The sequence below is a fragment of the Paraburkholderia aspalathi genome (assembly GCF_905220735.1).
Classification (GTDB): domain Bacteria; phylum Pseudomonadota; class Gammaproteobacteria; order Burkholderiales; family Burkholderiaceae; genus Paraburkholderia; species Paraburkholderia aspalathi.
In genome coordinates this window covers 268,207-290,111 of sequence record NZ_CAJNBA010000002.1, presented here as the reverse complement: position 1 = coordinate 290,111, position 21,905 = coordinate 268,207, and the positions used below count along the sequence as shown (strand labels likewise).

Below are 21,905 nucleotides of genomic sequence, written 5' to 3'. Positions count from 1 at the left end.
GGACGCGTTCAGTGCGACTGTGCTTGCGGCGCTTCCGTCGCTTGTGGCTGTGCATACCACCACATCGACGTGATCCAGCCTTCCGCGCCATAGTACAGAGGCAGCGTTTTCGGCCACGCGAGACCGCGCTTGAACGCCACCCGGTGCGAAGCGCTGTACCACTGCGGAATCACATAGTAGCCATGCATCAGCACGCGGTCGAGCGCGTGTGTCGCGTCGATCAGCTGCTCGCGTGTCTGCGCATGCACGAGCGCGCCCAGGATCGCATCGACGGCCGGCGACTTCACCCCGATCACATTGTCCGAGCCGGGCGTGTCCGCAGCCTTGCTACCGAACCGGTCGATCTGCTCCGAACCGGGCACTTGCACATCCGCCATACGGATCGTGGTTGCATCGAAGTCGAATGCGTCGAGTCGCTTCTGATAGACCGCGAAGTCGGACGCTCGAAACGTCGCGGTGATGCCAAGTTTCTGCAGATTGCGGATGAGGGTCGCGACGATCGGCTCAAACTGCGCGGACGAGCCGGAGTCGTCGAGAATCTCGAACTGGAATGGCTCACCTTTAGCGTTGCGCAAGGCGCCGTCGCGATAGGTCCACCCCGCCTGCTGCAACAACGCGCGCGCTTGCAGCAGATTGGCGCGCAACGAGCCTGGCGGATCGGTGTCAGGCTGCTTTGGCGGCAAACCGAATACGGCCGGATCAAGCTTGGCGCGCCACGGGTCGAGCAGCGCCAGTTCGCCCGGCGAAGGCGTGCCCTTCGCCTGCAATTCCGTATTGGCGAAGAAGCTGTCGATGCGCGTGTACTGATTGAAGAACAGTTGCCGGTTCAGCCACTGAAAGTCGAGCGCGAGATCGAGCGCCTTGCGCACCCGCACGTCCTGGAACAATGGCCGCCGTGTATTGAGCACGAAGCCTTGCATGCCAATGCCGCTGTGTTGCGGGAATTCGCGTTTGATCAACTCACCGCTATCGAACTTCTTGCCGACGTCGCGCCGCACCCAATTGCGCGCGATGTATTCGACCAGTGCGTCGTACTCGCCCGCCTTGAAGGCCTCGAGCCGCGCTGTGCTATCCGAATACAGCTTGTAGACGATCCGATCGAAGTTGTTCATGCCGACCCGCACCGGCAACGTCGCGCCCCAATAGTTCGGATCACGTCGGTAGGCAATCGTGCGACCGTTCTCATACTGATCGATCAGATAAGGGCCGCTGGCGATCGGCTTCTCGAACGCCAACTGGTCGAACGCGATCCGGCTGCCGTCCGGCTTCAGCCCCCACTTGTGCGAAAACACCGGCATGCTGCCCGCCAACAACGGCAACTCGCGATTGCGTTGATGAAACTCGAAGCGGATCGTATGCGGATCAACAACCACTGCGCGTGTGATCTCGCCAAAAATCGACGCGAATTGCGGCGCGGCCTGCGGGCTCTTCAGCGTGTCGAGAGAAAACTTGACGTCGTCCGCGGTGACGGGATCACCGTTCGAAAAGCGCGCGCGCGGGTTGATGTGAAAAGTGGTCGACAGGCCGTCGGGCGCGATCTTGATGTCGTCAGCGAGCAGACCATAGGCGGACGCCACTTCGTCGCTGCTGCCGATGGTCAGGCTCTCGAACATCAGGTCGACGCCCGGTGCGGGGTTACCGCGCAGCGTGAACGGATTGAATTTATCGAAGCTGGTAAGCCGGCTCGGATTGGCCAGCACCAGCGTGCCACCCTTCGGCGCATCCGGGTTGACGTAATCGAAGTGCTTGAAATCCGCGGGGTATTTCGGCTCGCCGTATTGCGCGATCGCATAGACTGCCTGGGCCTCGGGCGCCGCGAGCAAACCGGCGAGGAGCGACACGCCGCACAGCGCGACAGCGCACGCCGAGCGCGAGGAGCGCGGCACAACCGGTAGACCGACACGCGATAGCCTGTGAATCACGCTGCACCAAAGTGCACGAGGCGTTTGAACCCATCGCGAGCCAGTTGTCATAGGGGCCTTGTTGGTCAGTAGGCAATTGCGGTGTGAGGGAATTCTACCCAATAAACCTGCGCAATCCGCACATCTCATCTACAAGACGTTTGAGTGCGTGGAGCACGGACCTCATTGGGAGAATTCATGAGCGTCCTCGCTGGCAAACGACTCCTGCTGACCGGCTTACTGTGTTGACTCGACGCTTTCGACTCAGCCCGCTGGTTTCGCGAACACAATAAAAAACCGCCCTTTTGGGGGCGGTTTTTTTCAACGCGGCAACTGCGTCAACTGTGGCTTTTTGATGACTTAGTGCCAGCCACGATGATTGTCGTAGTGGTCACGGCCGTAATCGTAGCGGCCCGGGGGATGACGGCGATACCAGTCGTCGCGCGCCCAGTAGCGGCGGCCGTCCCAATAGCGGTCGCCGTGCCAGCCGATCACGATCGCCGGGCCGCCGTAGTACACAGGAGCCGGTTGATAGACGACGGGCGGCGGCGGGGGCGGCGGCGGTGCGTAGACCGGAGCCGGCGCCACGTAGACCGGCGCAGGAATGCCGATGTTGACACCAATGTTGAGCCCGCCGGCCATTGCAGCACCCGACGCAGCCAACCCGAGAACCCCGATCAGAAGTGGAACAAGACGTGCGGACTTCATTGATCACCCTTTTGAAGAATGTGTGTTGTTGGCCGAAATATAGCGCAAGGCAGCCGTCCGCGTATTTCAACTTTGTAATAACTGATGCACAACATCGCATGGGTGGCCGCTTCGTTACGTCTCGTTACACTGGACAAAGATTTGGTGAAAAAGTGGTGGCGGTGTAATCGAGCCGTCTTGCCGTTGGTCGTTTAGTCGCCCATCTGTCGGCAAGTTGCTCATCGTTCACCGCCCTCGCCGCTGCGGGGTAATTCTGGTCGCCGCATCCGCGCGTGCCTGGTCATCCGGTCGCCGCAGGGTTCACGATCCGCCTTGTGGCCTTAAAAATGGCGGCGCACTCAAATCAGTAGGATGTCGAAGCATTCTTGCGGCACGTAGTGGGCCCGGCCTAGCTCCAAAACCGTCCACTCCATCCGCCTCAATCTCCCCTGCCTTCCCGCTCGCTCGCGCCGCACCCCAGGCAATTCATATCGGATCGCAAGATAGCGTGGCGCTGCAAAGCGTCGCCTCTCGTCCAAGCGACTTCTCCACCTTTCCACCTTTCCATCTCTCCGCCCCGATAGCCGCAACCCAACCGCACCCATTCGCATCGGCCGCCAAAACGAACATTGAATGTTCGAAAGAACATTTAGACAAAATCTACATGTCGCCGGTCGTCCGACCTCATCACCTTCAATGCACGGCACAAAAAAGCCTAATTCAATAGATATTTCAAGAAACTCAACCACTTAACCAATGGTTTTCCCTAGTATCCGATAGCTCTGCTAGTGATACGATGACTGACACTAAACGAAGATAAATGTTCGAATTCGCGCATGCCTGCCGTCCAGCGGCCAGTCAGCGGACACATTGGGTACGGAGACAGATTTTGAAAACAATCATTGGTTTGCGCTGGTGGATCATCGCGCTCGTGTGTGCCGGGACGATCGTCAACTATCTGTCGCGCAACGCCCTCGGTGTGATGGCGCCGCAGTTGACGCAGCTGTTGCACATGAGCACCAAGCAGTACTCGTACGTAGTCGGTGCGTTCCAGGTCGGCTATACGATCATGCAGCCGGTTTGCGGCCTGATCATCGATCTGATCGGATTGCGCCTCGGCTTTGCGCTGTTCGCCTGCCTCTGGTCGCTGACGGGCGTGTTGCACGGTTTCGCGACCGGCTGGCTTTCGCTTGCGGCCTTGCGCGGCCTCATGGGTTTGACTGAGGCCGTCGCCATCCCGGCGGGCATGAAGGTGGTCGCCGAATGGTTTCCCAATCGCGAGAAATCCGTGGCGGTGGGCTACTTCAATGCGGGCACGTCGCTCGGCTCGCTGCTCGCCCCGCCGCTCGTCGTCTTCCTGTCGTTGAGATATGGCTGGCAAAGCGCGTTTGCGGTGACCGGTGCGCTCGGCTTCGTATGGGCTGCCGCCTGGTATGTGCTGTATCGCTCGCCGGCCGATCACGCGCGCATCAGCGCGGCCGAGCGCGAAACGATCGTCAGCGGACAAACCCCGGGCGCACCGCAACGGCGCAGCATCCGCGAAGTCCTCCGTACGCGCCGCTTCTGGGCGATCGCACAAGCGCGCTTCTTCGCGGAACCGGCGTGGCAAACGTTCAGCTTCTGGATTCCGCTTTACCTCGCGACGCAACGGCACATGGATCTGAAGCAGATCGCGCTGTTTGCGTGGCTGCCGTTCCTTGCCGCCGACCTTGGCGGCCTCTTCGGCGGCTACCTGTCGCCGTTCCTGATGAAGCATTTGCGCATCCCGCTTATCGGCTCGCGCATCGCAGGTGTCGTGCTCGGCGCTTTCATGATGCTCGGACCGGCCTGTATCGGCCTCGTCGCCTCGCCGTATCAGGCGATCGCGCTCTTCTGCGTGGGCGGCTTCGCGCATCAGATGATCTCAGCGCTCGTCAACACCTTGGCAGCCGACGTCTTCGACCCCAGCGAAGTCGGCACCGTCGCCGGATTTGCCGGCATGTCCGCGTGGATAGGCGGCCTGAGCTTTTCGCTGCTGGTCGGCGCGCTGGCCGATACGATCGGCTACACGCCGCTCTTCGGCGCCCTCGGCGCGTTCGATCTGATCGGCGCCACGCTGCTGATCATTCTGATGCGCGGCGTCAAACGCGACGCACGTCCGCATCAAGTCGACAACAACGCCAGCCCTGCTGCGTGACCTCACTCGAAGACCCATCATGCGTTCACTGACGAATCTGGAGCACCCGCCGTGTTTTTCACTGTCTTCCCATACCGGCAACCACGTCGTTCTTGCGACACAGGAAAACTGCCGGATCGAACTGTTCGTTCTCGCCGACGACATCATCCGTGTACTCGTGCTGCCGGACGGCGAAACGCACGGTCCGCGGACCTGGTCCATAGCGCCGGGCACTGACGACGTTCCGCTCGAAGGCCGCGATCGCCGTGACATGAGCGGCTTCACCCCGCCGCCGTTCGCGCTTTCAAGCGAAGCCGGGCACGTCGTGATCGAAACCGCGCGCATCCGTTTAACGGTCACGCTGAACGGCGGATTCTGCGCGTGGGACATCCTGCACGATTCGACGTGGCATCGCGTGATGAGCGATCGGAAGACGCAGGCGTACAACTTCGGCTGGTGGGACGAGCGCGTGTACCACTACATCGAGCGTCGCAAGGACGAAATGTATGTCGGTCTCGGCGAGCGCGCCGGTTCGCTGAACCGCGCGGACCAGTCCTACGAAATGCGCAATATCGACGCGATGGGTTACAGCGCGCGCACAACCGATCCGCTCTACAAGCACATCCCCTTCTACGTGACGTGGCAACCGGAAAGCGCCACAGGATTCGGCCTGTTCTACGACACGCTCGCCGACTGCCGCTTCGACATGGGCCGCGAGCTCGACAACTATCACGGGCACTACCGGCACTTTGTCGCCGAGCATGGCGACCTCGACTATTACTTCATCGCGTCGGCGGGCACGCCCTTGCATGCGGTGCGCCGCTTTACGTGGCTGACAGGGCGTCCGGCCTGGATGCCGAAATGGGGACTCGGCTACTCCGGCTCGACGATGAGCTATACCGACGCGCCCGACGCGCAGCAGCGCATGGGCGAATTCATCGATCGATGCAGCGAGCACGACGTGCTGTGCGATTCATTCCATCTGTCCTCGGGCTATACCTCGATCGGGCCGAAGCGCTACGTGTTCAATTGGAACCACGAAAAGTTTCCGGACATCGACGGCTTCGTGCGCGGCTATCTCGAGCACGGCGTGCGTCTATGCGCGAACATCAAGCCGTGCCTGTTGCAGGACCACCCAGCATTCGACGAAGTGGCGCGCGCCGGCTTGCTGATCGCGTCGAGCGACGGCGATCCGGCGTGGGTGCAGTTCTGGGACGAAGTCGGCGCATATCTCGACTTCACGAATCCCGCCACCATCGACTGGTGGAAAGCGCGCGTGAAAGACAGCCTGTTGAAACACGGCATCGCCGCAACCTGGAACGACAACAACGAATTCGAAATCTGGTCGCCCGACGCAATTGCCCAGGGCTTCGGCCAACCGTATCCCGCGCGCGAGGCGAAGGTGCTGCAAACGCAGCTGATGATGCGCGCGTCGCACGACGCACAACGCGAATACGCGCCGGATCGCCGGCCATTCCTCGTGTCCCGCTCGGGCGGCGTGGGCATGCAACGCTATGTGCAAACCTGGTCCGGCGACAACTACACCTCGTGGGAAACGCTGCGTTTCAATCTGAAAATGGGCCTCGGGCTCGCCATGTCCGGCGTGTCGAACAGCGGCCACGATATCGGTGGATTCTCGGGTCCGGCGCCCGGTCCGGAGTTGTTCGTCCGCTGGGTGGCCTTCGGCATCTTCCTGCCGCGTTTCAGCATTCATTCCTGGAACGACGACGGCACAGTCAACGAGCCCTGGATGCACCCCGAAGTCACGCAGCAGGTGGCGGATCTAATCAAACTGCGCTACCGGCTGATTCCCTACCTGTACGAGTTGCTATGGCAATCGCACAGCGCGTACGAGCCGGTACTGCGTCCCATGTTCGCGGAGTTTCCGCACGATCCGCGTTGCCTCGCGGATGGCGACGACATGATGCTGGGCTCGTCGATGCTGGTTGCACCGGTGGTCGATGCGGGCCAGTCGACGCGCGACGTCTATCTGCCGACCGGTGCACGTTGGGCGTCGTACTGGAGCGGCGAGGTGTTCGAAGGCGGTCAGACGGTGACCCTGCCGGCCCCGTTCGAGCAGCCAGTGACCTTGCTGCGTGAAGGCAGCGTAATTCCGCTGAACATCGCTGAACAACACTTCGGCCGTCCCGCCGACGAACGTGCGTTCATCGCCGTGCCGCATGCCGGCGCAGGCATCGCTCACGGCAACTGCGTCGAAGACGACGGCGAAAGCGAAGCGTGGCGCACAGGCGCGCAAGGCCGCTGGCACGTCACGATTACAAGCGATGCGAGCACGCTGCGCATTTCAATCGTGCGGGAAGGCTGGGTCCAGCAACCGCAGCAGGAAGTTCGACTGCTCGTGCCCAAGGACGAAACACGCACGGCCGTCTGCAACGACGGCGCGCTGGTGGCCGACCACACCGCCGACGGCTGGCGATGCCTGACGATCGCCATCGCCCACTGACACAGCATGCATCACCTACCTGAAGACCAACGATTCCCTATCCAATCCGGAGACCCGCTCATGAACTCATTGAAGCGCGCGCGTACACGCGCACTCGTCCTCTCGTGCCTGCCGTTTGCGGGCGTCGTGCTGTCAAGCGGCGCATCGGCGCAAAGCAGCGTGACGCTGTACGGCGTCGTCGACAACGCGTTCACCTATGTCAGCAACCAGAAGGGACACTCCAACTTCTACATGAGCCAGGGCAACCTGCAGGCGAGCAAGTTCGGCCTGCTCGGTGCAGAAGACATCGGCGGCGGCACGAAGGTGATTTTCAGGCTGGAAAGCGGCTTTAACTCACTGACCGGCGCGCAAAGCAGCGCGGGCTTCATTTTCAATCGGCAAGCGTATGTCGGGCTCAACAACGACAGGTACGGAACGGTGACACTCGGCCGCCAGTACACGCCCTACTTCCAGATGGTCGGCGCACTCGGGCCGACGGGCGTATTGACGGGCGCAACCGGCGCGCATCCGGGCGACCTCGACGCGCTCGACACCACACTGCGCCTCAACAATTCGGTTACCTATCTTTCGCCGAACCTCGCCGGTCTGCAATTCAGCGCGCAGTACGGCCTGGGCGGTGTGCCGGGGAGCGTCGCCAACGGCAGCCAGTTCAGCGCTGCTGTTCGCTACGACTACCAGCCGTTTGCGATCGCGGTGGGCTACCTGAAACTGAAAGACATCGCGACGAGCCAGGCACTCGGCAGCTACGCGGTCAACTCGCCGGTGAACAGCGGCTACGCGACGGCACGCAGCGCGCAGCTGTTCGCCGCGGCGGCGCGCTACACCCACCAGGACCTGATGGTCGGTGTGAACTATTCGAACGTGCAATACGCGCCGGGCAACAGTTCGTTCTTCACCGGCGAAGGCGTATTCAATACCTACGGCGTGATTTCCACGTACCGGATCACGCCGGCCGTGACGGTCGGCGCCGGCTACAGCTACACGCAGGCGAGCAAAGCGAATGGCATCAGCGATGCCGCGCGCTATCAGCAGGTCTCGCTCGAGCAGACGTACAACCTCTCCGCTCGCACAACGCTATACGCACTGGAGGCGTATCAGCATGCGCGCGGCAAGACCCTGGTCGCGTCGGGCAGCACGGGCACGAGCATTACTGACGCAGTGGCTGTGGTCGGCGACTCGCAGAATACGACGCCGTCGTCGGGGCCGTCGCAATTCGTCGGCATGGTGGGGTTGCGGCACGCGTTTTGATGCAGATGGGAGATTGAATGCCCGCTCCAGAATGGCAGGAATTCCGGAGCGGAAAAGGCCAATTGCGAGTCTGGAAAAACAAAACCCCGCAGAGCCTAGACTCTGCGGGGTTTGCCGCCATTGCTGGCGGAGACGGAGGGATTCGAACCCTCGATCCAGGTTTTGGCCCAGATGCTCCCTTAGCAGGGGAGTGCCTTCGACCTCTCGGCCACGTCTCCCAAACTTTCGGTTGCGCAGGGAGTCAGCGCAACGAAGCCAAGATAATAGCGGGCCGAACCGCGAAGGTCAATGTCTACCACACATTTTTTGTGCCAGTTTTGTCATCGCAGACGCAACTAATGACATTACCTGCGTCACATGGGCCGCGCATACGGCCATGCAAAAAAGACGAGGCGAAGACGAGGCGCGCTGTTCGTCCAACTCGGCGCCCCACCCCATGCAGCAAATTACGCCTGATCCAGTTCGAAAGCCTTATGCAGCGCGCGCACGGCGAGCTCCATGTACTTCTCGTCGATCAGCACCGAAATCTTGATTTCGGAGGTCGATATCATCTGGATGTTGATGCCCTCTTCCGACAGCGTGCGGAACATCGTGCTCGCGATACCCACATGCGAACGCATGCCGACGCCGACCACCGAGACCTTCGACACCTTCGGATCGCCCAGCACCTGCTCGGCCTGAACATGACCCTTCACCTGGCCGGTGAGGATGTCCATGGCGCGCTGATAATCGCCGCGGCCGACCGTGAACGTGAAAGCCGTTTTGCCTTCGACGCTCTGGTTCTGGATGATCATGTCGACGTCGATATTCGCGTCCGCCACCGGGCCGAGAATCTGATATGCGATGCCCGGCTTGTCGGGTACACCCATCACGGCGATACGAGCTTCGTCGCGCTGAAACGCGATGCCTGAGATGACTGCTTTTTCCATGGTCTCGTCTTCTTCAAAAGTAATCAGGGTGCCCGACTTCATTTCAGTGTCAAGCGGGATCAGCGGATCGGTCAGGCTCGACAGCACGCGCGTCTTCACCTGATATTTGCCGGCGAATTCCACCGAGCGGATCTGCAGCACCTTGGAACCCAGGCTTGCCATTTCCAGCATTTCTTCGAACGTCACGCGATCGAGGCGGCGTGCACCATCCACCACGCGCGGGTCGGTCGTGTAGACGCCATCGACGTCCGTGTAAATCAGGCACTCGTCGGCCTTCAATGCGGCAGCGACTGCAACAGCCGACGTATCCGAACCACCGCGGCCGAGCGTGGTGATGTGGCCGTCAGGGTCGATACCCTGGAAGCCGGTGATCACCACTACTTTGCCCGCTTCGAGATCGCGCAGCACGCGCTCGCCGTCGATTTCGCTGATGCGCGCTTTCGTGAATGCGCTATCCGTTTTGACCGGCACTTGCCAGCCGGCATAGCTGACCGCGTCGACGCCGGCTTCCTGCAGCGCGATGGCCAGCAGCCCCGAGCTGACCTGCTCGCCGGTGGCGGCAATCATGTCGAGTTCGCGCGGGCTCGGCTGGCTCGTGATTTCTTTCGCGAGACCGAGCAGGCGGTTGGTTTCGCCGGACATTGCCGACGGCACGACGACCATCTTGTGGCCGGCCTTGTGCCATTTCGCGACGCGCTTGGCGACGTTCTTGATGCGCTCGACCGAGCCCATCGAGGTGCCGCCGTATTTATGTACGATGAGTGCCATTGTCGTTCTGAACTGGAGGAGAAAACGCGCTGGCGCGCTGGAGACGACCGCACAAAAGCACAGGAGCGCAACGTCTTGTGAACGACGGCAAAGTGTGTGGCGGCGTAGATGCAGCGCGCGTGTAACACGCGCGGATTTGCCCGGGAATGATCGCTAGTGACTTACCGGAAACGACGGATCACGCACGGAAACCGCAAAAGCGACGGCGAAATCGGGTCGGGCAAACAAGCTAAATTACCCGATCGAGCGCAAAAAGACAAGCCGAAATGGCCGTCGAATGGCCCTTATTCGCGGCTGAAAAGGCTTATCCGGTGCGGTTTTGCGCCCTTTTTCAAGGATTCACCGGATGGGTAAGCCGTGTGCCCGACCGGCCGGTCAGGCGATCAGCAGATCGTCGCGCCAGATGATCCGGACGCGTTGGCCGGCGGCATCGGCCGGTTCGGGCAACGCCGCGCGGTTCAGGCCGAGCAAGGGCACGAACAGCAAATCGCCGCCGACGTAAAGGAGCGGCACGTCGCGCTTCCATGCCGGAATGCCGCGCTCCTGGAACAGGTTTTTCAGCGTGCGGCTCGGGCTGCCCGGTGCGGCACTCATGCGCATCCGTTCGCCGCCGCTGCGCGAACGCGCGCTTAGCAATGCCCGGCGTAGCACGCTGACGGGAAGCGTATCGTGATCGGCTGGCGCTGCATTGACGCTGCGGGAGGTATCGCCATCGGCAGCTGAATCGACATTAGAAGCAACGGCGACAAACACAATAGTGCCCCGCCATTGCGGCAACCGCCAGATCGTTTCGCCCTGCCACGCGAGTTCGCTCACTGCGCGCTCAGCGAGCGCGGTTTCGTCGGCGGGTTCGCTGCTATCACCCGCTTCCCAGTAGATCAACCCGCGATAACTACGCAACGCCTGCCCCGCATGATCGATGCGCAGACTATGGCCCTCGCCTGCTTGCCCAACTTCGCGCAACTGCCGCAAAGCATCGGTGAGACGTGCAGTCGATGCCGCAACGAGACCCAGCGTGCGCATCCAGTAGCGCAGCAGGTTGAGCGCGCGATCGTCGTCGAGGGCGAGCAGCGCGTCATGGGATAGCGCACGGCCGTCATCGCGCACGGCTTCGTTCAGATCGATGCGCGCGAGATCGTCGAGCAGACGCTGTGCCGATGCCGCATGCGCCGCCGTGCGCGCGAGTGCGTCGCGAAAACCAGGGAAGTGAACGGCCAGCGCCGGTGTCACCTCGTGACGCAACGCGTTGCGCGCGTAACGTGTATCCGCGTTCGATTCGTCGTCGATCCAGCGTAGACTCCGGGCACTCGCATACTGCTCGAGTTGCGCACGCAACAGATGCAGCAAGGGCCTCACGCGCACCGCGGAAGCGCCTGCCGGCAAGTACTCCGGCGCCATCGCCGCAAGTCCCGCGAGACCCGCGCCGCGCAGCAGTTGCAACAGCACCGTCTCCGCCTGATCGTCCGCATGTTGCGCGAGCCATAGCGTGCGAACGCCGCGTGTTGCGCACATGGCGTCCAGTGCGCGGTAACGCGCATCGCGCGCCGCGGCCTCGACACTCACGCCCGCGTCACGCGGCACGTCGACACGCTGTGCCGCGAATTCAACGCCGCGTTCCCGCGCAAAAGCGTCGCAATGCGCGAGCCACTCGTCGGCATGCGCACTGAGGCCGTGATGCACATGCAGCGCAACACAACGCGACGCCCCCGCGACACGCACCACAGCATCGAGCAACACACTCGAATCGACGCCGCCGCTGAACGCCACCGCAATGCGCGCATTCGCAGGCAAGGCGGACAGCGCAACGCCGACCGCCTCGAGAACGAGGCGGTCGGCGTGCGAATCTTCGGTGGGAGTCACGTCGCTAGCGCGTTACGCGCTGAAGGACGAAAGAAAACGCGCGCGGGCTTAAGCACCCGGCGTCGTTTCCTTGAACTTGCCGTACGCCATCAACCGTTCGAAACGGCGTTGACGCAGGTCGTTGATGCTCATGCCCTGGAACTGGCGCAGCGAGTCGGCGAGTGCACGGCGCAGCATGGCGGCCATGCCCTTCGGATCGCGATGCGCGCCGCCGAGCGGCTCGTTGACGATCTTGTCGATCAGACCAAGCGCCTTGAGACGATGCGCGGTCAGGCCGAGCGCTTCCGCAGCTTCCGGCGCTTTCGCGGCGCTCTTCCATAGGATCGACGCGCACCCTTCCGGCGAAATCACCGAGTAGGTCGAGAACTGCAGCATCAGCACGCTGTCGCCAACGGCGATCGCGAGCGCGCCGCCCGAGCCGCCTTCACCGATGATCGTGGCGATCAGCGGCGTCTTGAGTTCAGCCATCACGTACAGATTGCGGCCGATCGCTTCCGACTGGCCGCGCTCTTCCGCGCCGATACCCGGGTACGCGCCCGGCGTGTCGATGAACGTGAAAATCGGCAAGCCGAACTTCTCGGCGAGACGCATCAGGCGTTCGGCCTTGCGGTAGCCTTCCGGACGCGGCATGCCGAAGTTGCGCAGCGCGCGCTCCTTCGTGTCACGCCCCTTCTGATGGCCGATCACCATGCAAGCCTGGCCGTTGAACCGCGCGAGGCCGCCGACGATCGACAGGTCGTCCGCGTAGTTGCGGTCGCCGTGCAGCTCGTGGAAATCGGTGAACAGCTCGTTCACGTAATCGAACGTGTACGGGCGTTGGGGATGACGGGCAATTTGCGAAACCTGCCACGGGGTGAGGTTCGCGTACAGATCTTTGGTGAGCTGTTGGCTCTTCTTGGACAGCCGCTCGATCTCTTCCGAAATATCGACGGCCGAATCGTCCTGCACGAAGCGCAATTCTTCGATCTTCGCTTCGAGTTCAGCGATCGGCTGTTCGAAATCCAGAAAGGTGGTCTTCATTGGTTGTAATCCTTGGACTTACCGGCAGCGCGTATTCTAACCGCGCTCGCCGATGTCAAAACCATCTCGCAACTATCGATTTTTAACAATCGATAGTTTTTTGAAACAGCATCGCTTCTTATTCTTCAGTAGTCGACCGGCAACGGATCGAGACTACGCCACATATACCAGGTGGCGACAGTGCGCCACGGCTCCCAGTTTGCCGCGACCTCACGCGCTTCACTGCGCGTAACCGGTTCGCCGCTGAAGTAATTGACGCTGATCGCGCGGATCAGGCCGAGATCGTCGAGCGGCAGGACGTCCGGGCGCGACAAATTGAAGATCAGGAACATTTCCGCGGTCCAGCGGCCAATGCCGCGGATCTGCGTGAGTTCGGCGATCACCGCTTCGTCGTCCATCGAGGTCCACTTGCCGACGTGCAAGGCGCCCGACACGAAGTGCTGCGCGAGGTCGAGCACGTATTCGGCCTTGCGTTTGGACAAGCCGCACGCGGTCAGCTTGTCCTGACCAAGCTTGATGAACTGCTGCGGCACGAGCTTCGGGCACGCTGCCTCGACTTTCGCCCAGACCGCCTGCGCGGAAGCGACCGAGATCTGCTGCCCCACCACCGAACGCGCGAGCGTGACGAACGGATCGCCACGGCTTAGCAGATGCACCGGGCCGAACTTCGGAATCAGTTTCTTCAGGATACGGTCGCGCTTGACGAGGTCCGCGCACGCCTTGTCCCAATACGCCGGACGGGTGACTTCAGGCGTGAGCCCGCCGATCTGCACCGGCACCGCGAGTTCAGCAACATCGGCTGCTTCGCCGCCCGCACTCGACGACGCACGTGTCTTGCGAACGACTTCGCCTTCGTGTCCGTCTTGCGTAACGCGCGCGAGTTCCTGCACGTCGCCGGCGAGTTCGGCAGGCAACGCGCCATTGCTTTTTGCACGCGGCGTTTTGGCGCGTGTCGAAACAGGCGCGTGCGCCGACGAACCGTTCAGCGCGCGCTTGACGGTGGCCTTCTTCGCCGCTCCGGTCGTTGCCGCTGCACGCACGCCAGCCTTCGGCGCCGCCCCGGCGGCTTTCGATGACGCATTCTTTACCGCGCTGCCGCCCGCACGAGCCGACGTTCGTGTCGACTTTACCGCGGTTGCAGCGTTTGTTTGAGACGTGGCTCGTTTAGCCGGCGTCTTCGTGGCCGTTGCCATCCTGCCTCCTGCCTGGCGAGTCGATCAGAGGGAAGTACGAGGTGCGCTCACACGCGCCGCCACTCGGTCAACCCGCCGGGTTTGTCTTCAAGTGCAACGCCGGCCTCGAGCAATTCGGCCCGGATCCGGTCTGCTGCTGCATAGTCTTTCGCCTGCTTGGCGGCCACGCGCGCGGCGATCTTCGCTTCGATCGCGGTCGCGTCGAGCGCGCCTTCTGCGGCAGCGCCCGCAGCCTGCTGCAGGTATGCACGCGGCTCCCGGCCGAACAAGCCGATCACAGCGCCCAGCGAGCGCAATTGACGGGCCAGCGCGGGGTCGCGCGTGCGGTTCACTTCTGTTGCCAACTCGAACAACACCGACACTGCAACCGGCGTGTTGAAGTCGTCGTTCATTGCTGCCTGGAAACGCTGCGCATGCGCTTCGTTCCAGTCGAGCTCCGCGCCATCCGGCGTGACGTCTTTCAGCGCGGTGTACAAACGCGTCAGCGCACTGCGGGCGTCGTCGATATGCACGTCGCTGTAATTCAACGGCGAGCGGTAGTGCGCGCGCGCGATGAAAAAACGTACGACCTCGGCATCGTACTGCGCCAATACTTCGCGGATCGTAAAGAAATTGTTCAACGACTTCGACATCTTCTCATTGTCGATCTGTACGTAGCCGTTGTGCATCCAGTAATTGACGAAGGTTTGTCCGGTCGCAGCTTCGCTCTGCGCAATCTCGTTCTCGTGGTGCGGAAACTGCAGGTCCTGACCGCCGCCGTGAATGTCGAAATGCTCGCCGAGCAACGTGCAGCCCATTGCCGAGCATTCGATATGCCAGCCGGGGCGGCCGCGCCCGTACTTCGACTCCCAGCCGGTGTCGGCCGGTTCGTCGGGCTTCGCCTGCTTCCACAGCACGAAGTCGAGCGGGTCCTGCTTCGCGTCGTTCGCGGCGACGCGTTCGCCGGCACGGAGATCTTCGAGCGACTTGCCCGACAGCTTGCCGTAGCCCACGAACTTGCGCACCGCGTAGTTCACGTCGCCGTCGGCCGCCTGATAGGCGTAACCGTTCGCCTCGAGCTTCTCGATCATGCCGAGCATCTGCGGGATGAAATCGGTGGCGCGCGGTTCCAGATCGGGCCGCTCGATGCCGAGCGCGTCCGCATCTTCATGCAGGGCCTTGATGAAGCGGTCGGTCAACGATTTGATCGTTTCGCCGTTCTCCACTGCGCGCCGGATGATCTTGTCGTCGATATCCGTGATGTTGCGCACGTAGGTGACGTCGTAACCGAGCGTGCGCAACCACCGCTGCACGATGTCGAACACGACCATCACCCGCGCATGACCGACGTGACAATAGTCGTACACGGTCATCCCGCAGACGTACATCCGCACGACGCCATCTTGCAGCGGCACGAAAGTTTGCTTGTCACGCGCGAGCGTGTTGTAGATGCGCAGTGATTCCATAGAGAACGGTGCGTGGGCCGAAAGAAATCCGCAATGTGTTCGTGCTGTTTCGTGCATGAGGCGCCCCGCGAAAAGACGGCGGGTGCGTTCTGTACTGCCGCTTTGCACTACCTTTGCACTAAAACACGCACAGCAGCAAACCGGTGCATCTGGTGCGGCGGTCAGGCTGCGTTCAAGGCGGAGACGACCACGAGTGGCGAAAAGACAGTTTGCGGTTCGACGGAACGCGCAGACCTTTTGTTAGAATGGGTCGGAGTATAACATCCAGACCCGAGCCTATGAAACCTTCCAGCGGCCGCGCGCGCAGCGCTGCGACCCTCGCCGCGACGGCATTCTGCGCCGTCGCCCTCACGGTCTTGCCGGGTGCTCCCGCGTACGCGCAGAAAGGCGCCGCGACCATGCCGCAGGGCCCCGCCGTGCGTGACAACACGCCGGAAATCGACGCGTCGATTGCGCAGAAGAACTGGGAAGCCTCGCTCACCCAGCTCGACGCGCGCATCGCCTCGAATCCGCACGACGCACAAGCCAAGTTCAAGCGCGCCACGGTGCTAGCCCACCTGAATCGCGACGACGAAGCCATCACCGCGTTCACCGAACTCACGCAGCTGTATCCGGAACTGCCCGAACCGTATAACAACCTGGCCGCGCTCTATGCAAAGCACGGCCGTTATACGGAGGCACGCGCCGCGCTCGAAACCGCGACCAAGGTGAATCCGGCCTACGGTCTCGCGTACGAGAATCTCGGCGACCTGTATCTGCGCATGGCCGACTCGGCTTACCGTCGCGCGCAAGGCCTCGGTAAAGCGAGCGCCACCACCACGCAGCGCATCGCCGACATCCAGAAGATCGTTTCGCCCCCCAAGAGCACCGGGCCGGCGAAAAAAGCCGCGGCGCCTGCCGAGGCCAGCGCCGCGCGCTCCTCCGCGGACATGACACAAACGCCGAGCTTCCAGTACGGCGGCGCAAATGGCTCGCTCGCCATGCCGCCCTACATGGCGCCGTCGCAGTAACACGGTCACCGTTTTCGGCAACACGTTTTTTCCAACCCTGAGGATCTTCATGAAATGGTTGATGTTGGCGCTCGGCAGCGCCGCCCTGATCGCAAACGCCCCCGCCTTTGCCCAGTCCGGTTCGCAGGCCGCGCATCCGTCCGTCCTCTTCAAGACCACGGAAGGCGACATCCGCGTCGAGTTGTATCCTGAGAAGGCGCCGAAAACGGTCGCCAACTTCCTCGACTATGTGAAGTCCGGCCAGTACAGCGGCACGATTTTCCATCGCGTGATTCGCGGCTTCATGATTCAGGGCGGCGGTTACACGCAGAGCTTCGCTGAGAAGCCCACGCGCGCGCCGATTCCGCTCGAAAGCCGCAACGGTCTGAAGAACGCAGCCGGCACGCTCGCCATGGCGCGCACCAGCGATCCGAATTCGGCCACGGCGCAGTTCTTCATCAACACGGTGGATAACGCAGGCCTCGACTATCCGAATCCGGACGGCAACGGCTACGCGGTGTTCGGCAAGGTCACGAGCGGCATGGACGTCGTGAAGAAGATCGAAGGCACGGCCACCACCACACGCGGCCCGATGAGCGACGTGCCGCAAAAACCGATCGTGATCGAATCGGCCACGGTGGTCAGCAAGTAATAGAACAGGAAGCAGCACCCGGCACGCTGCACAGGAAAGCAACTCAATCTACGCCCCCCGGCGCGGCCCGTCGTCATCTCACTTCGTGACGAACGGCCGCGCCTTTTACCCACCCCGTTCATCAAAGGATTCCATCATGGTTGAACTGCATACAAACCACGGCGTCATCAAACTCGAACTGGACGCTGAAAAGGCGCCGAAGTCGGTTGAGAACTTCCTCAACTACGTGAAGGCCGGCCACTACGACAACACGGTGTTCCACCGCGTGATCGACGGCTTCATGATCCAGGGCGGCGGTTTCGAACCCGGCATGAAGCAGAAGCCGACGGCTGAGCCGATCACCAACGAAGCGAACAACGGCCTGAAGAATGTCAACGGCTCGATCGCGATGGCTCGCACGAACGACCCGCACTCGGCAACCGCGCAATTCTTCATCAACGTGAACGACAACGACTTCCTGAACCACTCGTCGCCGACGCCGCAGGGCTGGGGCTATGCGGTGTTCGGCAAGGTGGTCGACGGCATGGACATCGTCGAGAAGATCAAGAAGGTCAAGACGGGTTCGAAGGGCTTCCATCAGGACGTGCCGGCCGACGACGTCGTGATCGAAAAAACAGTGATCGTCGACTAAGCGTCCGATCAGGGCTAACCTGTTTGAACTGATATCAGGCACCTTCAATGCTGCAAGAAACGCCGCTGCGAAGCGTCGCCGCGGGCGTGCCTGGCGAGGGCAAACGCCCGCACGCCGCACGCCCGTTTTTTTTCCTCTCCGATATTCATCTGAGCGAGGCGATTCCGCATACGGTCGCCGCGTTCGAACACTTCGTGCGCGTCACGGCCGAGCAGGCGGATTCGGTTTTCATTCTCGGCGATCTGTTCGAGTACTGGATCGGCGACGACATGCTCGTCGAGCCGTTCGTCGCGCGCATGGCGGCGTTGCTGCATACGTTGTCGGAACGCGGTATCGCGCTCTACATCATGCACGGCAATCGCGATTTTCTGCTCGGCAAGCGCTTCATGAAAGCGGCCGGCGCGATCTGGCTGCCCGACCCGTTTGTGATCACCGCATTCGGCACGCGCATCGTGCTCGCGCATGGTGACGGCCTCTGCACCGCGGATCGCGGCTATCAATTTTTCCGGCGCTTTGCGCGCAACCGTGTCGCGCAGATGCTGTTTCTCGCGTGGCCGTTTCGCTGGCGTCAAGCGCTTGCAGAAAACATGCGCTCAAAGAGCGAGCAAGGCCGCTCGCGTCCGGTTTCGCCGAAGTATGACGTGACGCCGAAGGCCGTCGCTGCGTTATTCAAGGTGTCGAAAACGGCCACGATCATTCATGGGCACACGCATCGACCGGCGCTGCATCGCGAGCCAGGCGGCACGCGCTGGGTATTGCCGGATTGGGATCTCGACCACGGCGAGCGCCGTGGCGGTTATCTGCGAATCGATGCGGAAGGAATTCGGGCGTTGCCGCTGAATTGACCTAGCTAGACTAGCGCTCCGCCACTGCCCCTTCCACCTTTCCCGCAATCGCAGCCGACAGGCGCCGCAGATCGAGCAGCGCCGCATCGGCGCCTTGCAAACCTTCCAGACTGGTGCCGAGCCGCTCCAGCGCGTCGACGATTTCGTCGATACGCTTCGATTGCGTGGCAGCGTGATCGATCAGACCGTGAATCGCCAGCGATACCGGATCATCCGCGTTCGGCGTGATGCCGTAGGCGCAGAATCCGCTCTTTTCTGACGTGGTTTTCAACTCACGCGACGCGCCATTTGCCGATGCGCTCGCCGTGGCTGCCACGGCAGCCGCTGCCGGGACGATGATCCGCGCGGGATTCCCCACTGCCGTACCGCGTGCCGGCACCGGCTTCGTGACCACCGCATTCGAACCGATCTTCGCGTCCGCGCCGATCGTAAAGCCGCCGAGGACCTTCGCCCCCGCGCCCACGATTACGCCGCGTTCAAGCGTGGGATGCCGCTTCGCCCCCCGCGTGAGCGACGTGCCGCCAAGGGTTACGCCCTGGTAGATCGTGCAGTCGTCACCGACTTGCGCCGTCTCGCCAATCACGACGCCCATGCCGTGATCGATGAACACACGACGGCCCAGCGTGGCGCCCGGATGGATTTCGATGCCGGTCATGAAACGCGCCATCTGCGAGACGAATCGCGCGAGCCAGCGGCGTTTAGCCTGCCAGCAGGCGTGCGCGAGCCGGTGCAGCACCAGCGCGTGCAGACCCGGATAACACGTGAGGACTTCCCAGGCGCTGCGGGCGGCGGGATCGCGCTCGCGGATCGTGGCGATGTCTTCGCGGAGTCTCGTGAACATGGCAGGGACTAGGTTGTAGGGGAAAAGACCGCCTGCGTGAAACACCACGCACGGCGGATGCTTGCCGTATAGCAGATCGGCAGCTTTGCTTAGAACGTTTCGAGCGATTGTAGGGCGATTGCGCGAAACCTGCCGGAAGCCCACGCTGCCGGCAAGGTCGTAGATTGATGGGCGGGCAGCCCTTAAGACGCGTCGCCGCCGGGCGGTCTGGTCTTCAGCAGAATATGTTTGGCGATGCCGCGCACGATATTCACTTCCTCGCGCTCCAGGCCGGAACGTGCGAACAGGCGCCGCAAGCGGGACATCAATTTCTTCGGATTGGCCGGATCGAGAAACTCGAGGGCGACCAGCGCACTCTCCAGATGCGCGTACATGCTTTCGATTTCGTCGCTCGCCGCTCGCGCGCCGACCGGCTCGCCCTGCCCGGCCGCCGTCTGCGCCACCTCGGATGCTGCCGCCGTTACCTCGTCCGAGGACAGATACGCCGTGCGCAATTCATACGCCAACACCTGCACGGCCTGCGCAAGATTAAGCGAACTGTAGGCGGGATTGGCCGGAATATGCGCGAGCGCGCTGCAACGCTCGACGTCTTCGTTCGACAGCCCCGTGCGCTCGTTGCCGAACACCAGCGCGATCTCGCCATGTAGAGCCTGCTCACGCGCGGCGCCTGCCGCGGCACGCGGCGTCCATTGCGGCGGCCCGTATTCACGCAGCCGCGCGGTCAGCGCAATCGACCAATGCACGCCATTCAGCGCATCGGCAAGCGTCGGGACGACGTGCGCGGACGCCAGCACGTCATCGGCGCCGCTCGCCATCGCGATGGCTTCCGGATCGCTTTGCACGTGCGGCACACGTGGCGACACCAGCACGAGGCGCGAAAACCCCATGGTTTTCAGCGCGCGCGCTGCGGCGCCGACGTTGCCGGGATGGCTGGGCTCGACGAGCACGAAGCGCGTCGACGTAAAACCGCCGCGCAGGTCCGCCACGGCGGGATCGGAAGAATGGTGGGGGTGGTCCACGATGAAACTCGGCAAAGTAAAGAACGCGTATGGTAGCGCCAACGCCGCATCGGCTCTGAAATGCGCGCGTGCGCCGCGCCAGAACCGCGCCGTTGGACCGTGGCACGCTATACCGGGCAGCAAGCGCTGCCGCGGTAGCCCGGACTCAGGTAAAATACCAATATTCGCGCCCGGTTTTCTCCTGTGAAAGCTCCGGCGCCTCGTTCTTATCCAATTCGTCTCCGTCGGCGGAATGCGCACCCGGTCCTTTGCCGGACGTGCGTTCCGTGCTGTTTCCGCGCCCTTTGATGGCGCTCAATTAGCGCCCATCCCGCGCTCATTTACCGGTAAGCAGCCGTGCTGCCCCGGCACAAGGATCCAGTCTCATGCATCCCATGCTCAATATCGCTGTGAAGGCCGCGCGCCGCGCAGCCCAGATCATCAACCGCGCGTCGCTCGACCTCGATCTGCTCCAGGTCAGCAAGAAACAGCACAACGATTTCGTCACGGAGGTCGACAAAGCGTCTGAAGCGGCGATCATCGACACGCTCAAGACAGCCTACCCCGATCACGCCATCCTCGCCGAAGAATCCGGCAAGTCGGACAACGAGTCCGAATATCAGTGGATCATCGATCCGCTCGACGGCACCACCAATTTCATCCACGGCTTCCCGTACTACTGCGTGTCGATCGCGCTCGCCCACAAGGGTATCGTGACGCAGGCCGTGGTCTACGATCCGACCCGCAACGACCTGTTCACCGCCTCGCGCGGCCGCGGTGCGTTCCTGAACGACCGCCGTATCCGCGTCGCCAAGCGCGACCGCCTGGCTGACGGCCTGATCGGCACCGGCTTCCCGTTCCGCGAAAAGGACGGCCTCGAAGCGTACGGCCGCCAGTTCGCTGAAATGACCGAAGCCTGCGCCGGCCTGCGCCGTCCGGGCGCTGCTGCGCTCGATCTGGCGAATGTTGCCGCGGGCCGTATGGACGGCTTCTTCGAGCAAGGCCTGAATCCGTGGGACGTCGCCGCGGGCAGCCTGCTGATCACGGAAGCCGGCGGTCTGGTCGGCAATTACACAGGCGACTCGGACTTCCTGCACGTCGGCGAAATCGTCGCGGGCAATCCGAAGGTCTACGCGCAGATGATCCCGATCCTGTCGCGCTACAGCCGCACGCGTCAGCAAGCGGCTTAAGGTTCAGGTCTTAGTTCTGGACTGGCCGGCTTGGCGCCGGCATCGGTAATACATAAAGCGGCTTCGGCCGCTTTTTCGTTGGGCCGCCA

At 62.3% G+C, this 21,905-nt stretch carries 18 protein-coding genes and 1 tRNA gene; 8 read left to right on the top strand and 11 right to left on the bottom strand.

Annotated features, from left to right (window positions below; all coding sequences use genetic code 11):
- Positions 1–8: 8 nt before the first annotated feature.
- Both KHO30_RS12250 and KHO30_RS12245 read right to left on the bottom strand, forming a co-directional pair.
- Positions 9–1,973 (bottom strand): extracellular solute-binding protein, encoded by a 1,965-nt coding sequence (locus tag KHO30_RS12250; protein WP_244864015.1) that lies wholly within the window; start codon positions 1,971–1,973, stop codon positions 9–11.
- 288 nt (positions 1,974–2,261) lie between these two features.
- Entirely contained in the window at positions 2,262–2,609 is a 348-nt protein-coding gene (locus KHO30_RS12245) for a hypothetical protein (protein WP_093633381.1), read from the bottom strand.
- An 868-nt stretch (positions 2,610–3,477) separates the two neighbouring features.
- On the opposite strand from KHO30_RS12245, the gene KHO30_RS12240 reads away from it, so the two are divergent.
- From KHO30_RS12240 to KHO30_RS12230, 3 genes are read left to right on the top strand one after another with little or no spacing between them, the layout of a single operon-like run.
- Positions 3,478–4,764: an MFS transporter gene (locus tag KHO30_RS12240; protein WP_211701159.1), complete on the top strand. Its 1,287-nt coding sequence runs from the start codon at positions 3,478–3,480 to the stop codon at positions 4,762–4,764.
- 19 nt (positions 4,765–4,783) lie between these two features.
- Positions 4,784–7,207 carry a glycoside hydrolase family 31 protein gene (locus KHO30_RS12235; RefSeq protein ID WP_211701158.1) on the top strand — a complete coding sequence of 808 codons (2,424 nt, stop codon included), beginning with the start codon at positions 4,784–4,786 and terminating at the stop codon, positions 7,205–7,207.
- Between the two features lie 60 nt (positions 7,208–7,267).
- Positions 7,268–8,455, top strand: a complete 1,188-nt coding sequence (locus tag KHO30_RS12230) for a porin (RefSeq protein ID WP_093633384.1) — start codon at positions 7,268–7,270, stop codon at positions 8,453–8,455.
- Between the two features lie 124 nt (positions 8,456–8,579).
- On the opposite strand, the gene KHO30_RS12225 is transcribed toward KHO30_RS12230, so the two are convergent.
- The 6 genes from KHO30_RS12225 to cysS all read right to left on the bottom strand — a co-directional run bounded on the left by KHO30_RS12225 (position 8,580) and on the right by cysS (position 15,670).
- Positions 8,580–8,673 (bottom strand) — tRNA-Ser (locus KHO30_RS12225).
- A 228-nt stretch (positions 8,674–8,901) separates the two neighbouring features.
- Positions 8,902–10,152, bottom strand: a complete 1,251-nt coding sequence (locus tag KHO30_RS12220) for an aspartate kinase (RefSeq protein WP_054041838.1) — start codon at positions 10,150–10,152, stop codon at positions 8,902–8,904.
- Between the two features lie 375 nt (positions 10,153–10,527).
- Positions 10,528–12,012, bottom strand: coding sequence for a tRNA lysidine(34) synthetase TilS (tilS, locus tag KHO30_RS12215; RefSeq protein WP_211701157.1), 1,485 nt, complete (start codon positions 12,010–12,012; stop codon positions 10,528–10,530).
- 48 nt (positions 12,013–12,060) lie between these two features.
- On the bottom strand, positions 12,061–13,032 hold the full coding sequence (locus KHO30_RS12210) for an acetyl-CoA carboxylase carboxyltransferase subunit alpha (RefSeq protein ID WP_028199560.1): 972 nt from the start codon (positions 13,030–13,032) through the stop codon (positions 12,061–12,063).
- 125 nt (positions 13,033–13,157) lie between these two features.
- Complete coding sequence (locus KHO30_RS12205; RefSeq protein ID WP_093633502.1) at positions 13,158–14,225, bottom strand: DNA-3-methyladenine glycosylase family protein; 1,068 nt, start codon at positions 14,223–14,225, stop codon at positions 13,158–13,160.
- A 47-nt stretch (positions 14,226–14,272) separates the two neighbouring features.
- A complete protein-coding gene (gene cysS / locus KHO30_RS12200; protein WP_211701156.1) occupies positions 14,273–15,670 on the bottom strand; it encodes a cysteine--tRNA ligase in 1,398 nt (465 codons plus the stop codon).
- 278 nt (positions 15,671–15,948) lie between these two features.
- On the opposite strand from cysS, the gene KHO30_RS12195 reads away from it, so the two are divergent.
- The 4 genes from KHO30_RS12195 to KHO30_RS12180 all read left to right on the top strand — a co-directional run bounded on the left by KHO30_RS12195 (position 15,949) and on the right by KHO30_RS12180 (position 18,787).
- Positions 15,949–16,680, top strand: coding sequence for a tetratricopeptide repeat protein (locus tag KHO30_RS12195; protein ID WP_093633504.1), 732 nt, complete (start codon positions 15,949–15,951; stop codon positions 16,678–16,680).
- A gap of 49 nt (positions 16,681–16,729) precedes the next feature.
- On the top strand, positions 16,730–17,311 hold the full coding sequence (locus KHO30_RS12190; protein ID WP_093633505.1) for a peptidylprolyl isomerase: 582 nt from the start codon (positions 16,730–16,732) through the stop codon (positions 17,309–17,311).
- 136 nt (positions 17,312–17,447) lie between these two features.
- Positions 17,448–17,942, top strand: a complete 495-nt coding sequence (locus KHO30_RS12185) for a peptidylprolyl isomerase (RefSeq protein ID WP_211701155.1) — start codon at positions 17,448–17,450, stop codon at positions 17,940–17,942.
- Between the two features lie 47 nt (positions 17,943–17,989).
- Positions 17,990–18,787 (top strand): UDP-2,3-diacylglucosamine diphosphatase, encoded by a 798-nt coding sequence (locus KHO30_RS12180; protein ID WP_093633506.1) that lies wholly within the window; start codon positions 17,990–17,992, stop codon positions 18,785–18,787.
- A 10-nt stretch (positions 18,788–18,797) separates the two neighbouring features.
- Here KHO30_RS12180 and cysE read toward each other — a convergent pair whose 3' ends face one another.
- The 3 genes from cysE to KHO30_RS12165 all read right to left on the bottom strand — a co-directional run bounded on the left by cysE (position 18,798) and on the right by KHO30_RS12165 (position 20,945).
- A complete protein-coding gene (cysE, locus tag KHO30_RS12175; RefSeq protein WP_211701154.1) occupies positions 18,798–19,628 on the bottom strand; it encodes a serine O-acetyltransferase in 831 nt (276 codons plus the stop codon).
- Positions 19,629–19,810: 182 nt separating this feature from the next.
- Positions 19,811–20,647 (bottom strand): RNA methyltransferase, encoded by an 837-nt coding sequence (locus KHO30_RS12170; RefSeq protein WP_211701153.1) that lies wholly within the window; start codon positions 20,645–20,647, stop codon positions 19,811–19,813.
- Positions 20,648–20,792: 145 nt separating this feature from the next.
- Positions 20,793–20,945 carry a hypothetical protein gene (locus KHO30_RS12165; protein WP_167378324.1) on the bottom strand — a complete coding sequence of 51 codons (153 nt, stop codon included), beginning with the start codon at positions 20,943–20,945 and terminating at the stop codon, positions 20,793–20,795.
- A gap of 67 nt (positions 20,946–21,012) precedes the next feature.
- Between KHO30_RS12165 and KHO30_RS12160 the strand changes: the two genes are divergently transcribed.
- On the top strand, positions 21,013–21,816 hold the full coding sequence (locus KHO30_RS12160; RefSeq protein WP_093633508.1) for an inositol monophosphatase family protein: 804 nt from the start codon (positions 21,013–21,015) through the stop codon (positions 21,814–21,816).
- Positions 21,817–21,905 lie beyond the last annotated feature (89 nt).

Coding starts and splice junctions, on each gene's coding strand:
- KHO30_RS12250 (WP_244864015.1), bottom strand. CDS start 1,973: ATGACAACTGGCTCGCGATGGGTTCAAACGCCTCGTGCACTTTGGTGC.
- KHO30_RS12245 (WP_093633381.1), bottom strand. CDS start 2,609: ATGAAGTCCGCACGTCTTGTTCCACTTCTGATCGGGGTTCTCGGGTTG.
- KHO30_RS12235 (WP_211701158.1), top strand. CDS start 4,784: ATGCGTTCACTGACGAATCTGGAGCACCCGCCGTGTTTTTCACTGTCT.
- KHO30_RS12230 (WP_093633384.1), top strand. CDS start 7,268: ATGAACTCATTGAAGCGCGCGCGTACACGCGCACTCGTCCTCTCGTGC.
- KHO30_RS12220 (WP_054041838.1), bottom strand. CDS start 10,152: ATGGCACTCATCGTACATAAATACGGCGGCACCTCGATGGGCTCGGTC.
- KHO30_RS12210 (WP_028199560.1), bottom strand. CDS start 13,032: ATGAAGACCACCTTTCTGGATTTCGAACAGCCGATCGCTGAACTCGAA.
- KHO30_RS12205 (WP_093633502.1), bottom strand. CDS start 14,225: ATGGCAACGGCCACGAAGACGCCGGCTAAACGAGCCACGTCTCAAACA.
- cysS (WP_211701156.1), bottom strand. CDS start 15,670: ATGGAATCACTGCGCATCTACAACACGCTCGCGCGTGACAAGCAAACT.
- KHO30_RS12195 (WP_093633504.1), top strand. CDS start 15,949: ATGAAACCTTCCAGCGGCCGCGCGCGCAGCGCTGCGACCCTCGCCGCG.
- KHO30_RS12190 (WP_093633505.1), top strand. CDS start 16,730: ATGAAATGGTTGATGTTGGCGCTCGGCAGCGCCGCCCTGATCGCAAAC.
- KHO30_RS12185 (WP_211701155.1), top strand. CDS start 17,448: ATGGTTGAACTGCATACAAACCACGGCGTCATCAAACTCGAACTGGAC.
- KHO30_RS12180 (WP_093633506.1), top strand. CDS start 17,990: ATGCTGCAAGAAACGCCGCTGCGAAGCGTCGCCGCGGGCGTGCCTGGC.
- cysE (WP_211701154.1), bottom strand. CDS start 19,628: ATGTTCACGAGACTCCGCGAAGACATCGCCACGATCCGCGAGCGCGAT.
- KHO30_RS12160 (WP_093633508.1), top strand. CDS start 21,013: ATGCATCCCATGCTCAATATCGCTGTGAAGGCCGCGCGCCGCGCAGCC.